Here is a 5,033-nt window from a genome sequence, read left to right on the forward strand (position 1 = left end):
TTGGGAAGGGCTAGGCTTTGGCATGATTTGCTCCCTAGAACCAGAATCAGTCAGAGGGTGCTATCCATCCCCACCGTATAGACGGTGGGGAATTCCGCACCTTACGTTAAGGGCCCTGGATCCTTCCCCAAGAGCTCAGGTTTCCTGTTGTACACTGGGTTCAAGTTGGAAAATGAGGGATCCCCCATGCACTTTCAACCCGACGGCGCTCTGGACGACAGCTTGCCAGGAATAGCTGCGGAGGCGACGGTTTGGAATGCGCTGCGGCAAGCCCTGGCCTCTGATCCCGGCTACCTCCTCCATCAGTTCAGCATTTATGACCCTCAGGGCCGCCCCAAGGCCAAGCCCGACATTCTATTGATTCATTTTGAACTGGGCTTTTGGATTTTCGAGTGTAAGGGCTACAACCTTTACAATATCGAGGCCATCGACGGCAGCGAGTGGCGCATGCGCGAGTGGCACAGGGAAACCGAAACCCCTCTGGCGCAGGCCGATAATCAAATGTTTCAGATTAAGAATTGGCTGCAGCAAAATCTGGAAACTCGGCCTCTCCAGGCGCGCGTTGCCTGGCAATATCGGCTAGCTTTGCCTCGCATTCAGCGACAAGAATGGCAGGAGCGCTTCGGGGATCCCCCTTTTACCGGCGCGCTGCTTTTTGCGGATGATTTGGAAAACCCAGAGCAGTTGCGGCAAACTCTGTACGCAGCCAAAGAGGCCAATGGCGCTCCTCTCAACGCCACAGAATGGGAAGTGATCCTCAAAATGTTGGGGATAGGGCTGGGGGATCCCGGCGAAGACCCAGTATATGACTACGATCCGCAGGCGGTGATCCGGCGCGTCCAAGAAGGGATCTTCAAACTCGATGAAGACCAACGCAAAATCGCCACCCAATATCCTGAGGGGCCGCAGCGGTTGCGGGGCCTGGCGGGGACGGGCAAAACGGTAGTCTTGACTCGCAGGGCAGCCAAAATCCACGCTGACCACCCGGATTGGGACATCGCCGTAGTTTTCTACACCCGCTCTCTCTATGAGCAAATTCGCAGGCAAATCTCGGAAGTCTGTCAGAGCAAGTTTGACATCGAGCCAAATTGGCAAAAGCTTTGGGTGATGCATGCCTGGGGATCCCAGGATCAGCTTGGGTTTTATCGCCTGCTCGCTCACCAATGTGGCTTAACGCCCAAAAGCCTGGATCGGGCAAGGGCAGAGTTAAGGGATAAAAATGACTATACAACGGAGCCTTTCAAATACGTCTGCGAAGAGTTAGAACAAGAGTTAAAAGCCAAGGAAATCCCTAAACTTTTTGACGCCATCTTGATCGATGAAGGTCAAGATTTGCCGCCTGCCTTTTACCGTTTAGCCTATCAAACTTTACGGGATCCCAAGCGGCTCTACTGGGCCTATGATGAAGCCCAGAGCATTGGCTCGTTGACGGTGCCGGGGGCAGCCGAGCTGTTCGGGCGCGACAAGACGGGCAAACCCAAAGTGCGGTTGGGAGGGCGAGCCATCGTACTGCGCCATTGCTACCGCACTCCAAACATCATCCTCATGGCTGCCCATGCCATCAACATGGGTCTTTTGCGTGGAGGCCATCCTTTGCAGGGGGTCACCCAAAAAGAGCAGTGGGAAGGTTTGGGTTACGAAGTGGTGGAAGGTGATTTTCGTAAGCCTGGATCCCCAATTACCCTCACCCGCAAGGCTTGCCACCCCGTCGATCAAGAAAACTTTGATCCCAAGGTGGATCCCCAGTCGCTGCTGGTCTGGCGCACCTTCCCTTCTGAGGAAGAGGAGCAGAATTGGATTGCCCAACAGATCGAGCGCGACCTGAAGCAGTGGAGTTTTCGGCCGGAAGATCTTCTAGTGACAAGTGTAGCCAGCTTCAGAGGGAGCAGACCCTACTGGGAAAGCCTAAAGGCCAGGCTCAAACAAAGAGGAATTAGCGCCCTCATTGCTGGCGAAGATGCCGATCGGGATATTTTCCGCTTGCCGGGGCATGTCACCCTATCGGGGATCTTCCGGGCCAAGGGCAACGAAGCTTGGAAGGTCTACGTCTGCCAGTTTCAAAACGTCACCGAGCCGGGGCTAAGTGTAGAGGAGCAACTGCGCCGGCGCAATCAAGCTTTTGTGGCCTTGACACGCACCAAGATCTGGTGTGTGGTAACAGGGATCTCCCCCAAAGATCAATTGGCTCCCGCCTTCCAAGAGCTGCGGCAGGCCAAGGAGCAGTACCCCTACCTACGCTTCCCGGCTTTTAACAAGGGATCCCTGCGGCGGGTTCATGAGGTGGATCTGGACTTGGAAGGTGCTTGAAGAATTACTGTCTGCCCTCAAGCGAGCCCAGCTCTGTCATCGCTTTTGCCATGTCGTCTAGGTCGTTCACCTTCTCCTCAATGGCTGCAAGAATTGCGTCGTAGGTGTTGGCCGAGGCAGAGGTGGCAGCAGCTTTGGTGGTAGAAGTGGAGCTGAATCCCTTTCCAAACCCAGACGGGTGGGCGGCAAAGTTGCCAGAGCCTGTTGCTTGGCGAACTTGATTGAGGCGGGCAATCTCTTGGGCCAAAAGATCCCGTTGTGAGCGGAGCTGATCGAGTTTGGCAGCGCCCTCTTTCAAGTACTGAACAAGCTTCTGTTTTTTGGCTTGCAAATCTTCTATTGAGGCTTTTAGATTTTGCTCTTCTGCACGCAGTTGCGCCAGCCATGCTTGCTGAGATCGGATCTGGGATCCCAACTCACAATGGGTTTGAGGATCAGTTCCATCGCCCGCTTCCTCTTCCTGAAGCTTTCCTTTCAAAAATGCTCAACGCCTTACGGCAATCAAAGGAAAATCATCGGCTTTTCTGCAGTTAGGCGGGTGGGCAGGGGAGCGGTGCTCAACGCCTTACGGCAATCAAAGGAAAATCATAGCAGCGGGGCCGCCGCATCTACAAAATCGGAACAGTGCTCAACGCCTTACGGCAATCAAAGGAAAATCATGAGCAACCTACCGCAGAGATCCTCCAGCCGTTCATGAGTGCTCAACGCCTTACGGCAATCAAAGGAAAATCATATAAGCGATCGGCTTGTCTTCCGCGTCCTTTAGGACGTGCTCAACGCCTTACGGCAATCAAAGGAAAATCATTTAGGTGGGCTGCACGGAACGAAACTGACTGGCCGGTGCTCAACGCCTTACGGCAATCAAAGGAAAATCATACGCCCACCAGAGATCCACGATGGCCGCCACCAGCTGTGCTCAACGCCTTACGGCAATCAAAGGAAAATCATTTGAGTGTCCACCCGCGTATCTTGACGGTTGTGTTAGTGCTCAACACCTTACGGCAATCAAAGGAAAATCATTTCCTAGGTCAATGGTTGGACGTGAAGCCGATTCTGTGCTCAACGCCTTACGGCAATCAAAGGAAAATCATGCTCATACCACCGGCGTTCGAACCGCGTGTTCAAGACAAGTGCTCAACGCCTTACGGCAATCAAAGGAAAATCATCCAGAGGGCCTTATCTGAGTTAACTCGCGCTGGCCTAGGTGCTCAACGCCTTACGGCAATCAAAGGAAAATCATCTGAGCACCAGGGCTCCCAGAACATCTCCCTATAGAGTGCTCAACGCCTTACGGCAATCAAAGGAAAATCATGGCAGCAATACTGGCAGCTGTCCTGGCGAGGCTTTAGTGCTCAACGCCTTACGGCAATCAAAGGAAAATCATGTCGTCCACAAGCTGCCACCCCAACCCCGTGCAGTAAGTGCTCAACGCCTTACGGCAATCAAAGGAAAATCATCTCCGGAAGAGATTCGAGGCCCCTATGCGACAAGGAGACGTGCTCAAGGCCTTACGGCAATCAAAGGAAAATCATGGGACTTTACAGGGTGCCGCCATTACCAGATAATCCGTGCTCAACGCCTTACGGCAATCAAAGGAAAATCATCTGGGGTTCCCAGCTAGTGAGCCTCTGGAGTCCTGGCCGTGCTCAACGCCTTACGGCAATCAAAGGAAAATCATAAGGCGAAGGAACGGTAGGAAACAACAGAGACACTAGTGCTCAACGCCTTACGGCAATCAAAGGAAAATCATTTGACAGGCCTGCTCATGACGGTTGACTGGACCGGCATAGTGCTCAACGCCTTACGGCAATCAAAGGAAAATCATTCTCTCCGGAACTGGTTAGTGATGGAGTTGGAGCAGTGCTCAACGCCTTACGGCAATCAAAGGAAAATCATGTAGCCATCCCACTTCTTCCCGACAGTCCGCTGCTGTGCTCAACGCCTTACGGCAATCAAAGGAAAATCATATCCGTGGGGCTGCGCTCCTGATTCAGCCAATAATAGGGTGCTCAACGCCTTACGGCAATCAAAGGAAAATCATAAGAACCGCGGAAATAGGCTGCTTCACGTACCAGGTGCTCAACGCCTTACGGCAATCAAAGGAAAATCATTGGGAGAAGTTCTTGCGACGGATCGCTGTGGAGCCTGCGTGCTCAACGCCTTACGGCAATCAAAGGAAAATCATCTCGTCGCCACGAGGATCCGCGCTTTGTCTTTCTTGTGTGCTCAACGCCTTACGGCAATCAAAGGAAAATCATTAGATTCTGCCCACTTATCGTAAGCGCGGAGGCGGCGTGCTCAACGCCTTACGGCAATCAAAGGAAAATCATCGCCCTGCTCCCCGACATCTACGGGAGCATCGCCAAGTGCTCAACGCCTTACGGCAATCAAAGGAAAATCATGGTGATTATTGGCGGTGCCGACAGCGATAAGCGTGTGGTGTGCTCAACGCCTTACGGCAATCAAAGGAAAATCATCAGTTTTTCCAACTTCTCCCACGCGGAGTGAGCGCGTTGTGCTCAACGCCTTACGGCAATCAAAGGAAAATCATCTGGAAAGCGAGGCGAGGGTGAAGAACTTGTTCGACCTCATGTGCTCAACGCCTTACGGCAATCAAAGGAAAATCATTTTCAGGAGTGGAATGCGAGTTACAGCCTGTTAATTTAAAATAGGGTACAGGTTTTAAGAGGAAGGAGAGAAGGGAATGCCAACCCATTCTTTGGATC

The 5,033-nt window shown here is 52.7% G+C and carries 2 protein-coding genes and 1 CRISPR repeat array; of the genes, one reads left to right on the top strand and one right to left on the bottom strand.

All coding sequences use genetic code 11. The features are described 5' to 3' along the window. Window positions 1–186: 186 nt before the first annotated feature. A complete protein-coding gene (locus tag NW845_RS12280) occupies window positions 187–2,307 on the top strand; it encodes a DEAD/DEAH box helicase (protein WP_414378731.1) in 2,121 nt (706 codons plus the stop codon). A 4-nt stretch (window positions 2,308–2,311) separates the two neighbouring features. Here NW845_RS12280 and NW845_RS12285 read toward each other — a convergent pair whose 3' ends face one another. Then, window positions 2,312–2,554: a hypothetical protein gene (locus NW845_RS12285; protein ID WP_414378733.1), complete on the bottom strand. Its 243-nt coding sequence runs from the start codon at window positions 2,552–2,554 to the stop codon at window positions 2,312–2,314. A gap of 233 nt (window positions 2,555–2,787) precedes the next feature. Beyond that, a CRISPR array of direct repeats spans window positions 2,788–4,935; the repeat unit is 36 nt; unit sequence GTGCTCAACGCCTTACGGCAATCAAAGGAAAATCAT. Window positions 4,936–5,033 lie beyond the last annotated feature (98 nt).

The organism is Synechococcus sp. H60.2 (assembly GCF_047462315.1).
GTDB lineage: Bacteria > Cyanobacteriota > Cyanobacteriia > Thermostichales > Thermostichaceae > Thermostichus.

What these genes read in the sequence shown, in the direction of transcription:
- NW845_RS12280 (WP_414378731.1), top strand. Translation starts at nt 187, where the DNA reads ATGCACTTTCAACCCGACGGCGCTCTGGACGACAGCTTGCCAGGAATA.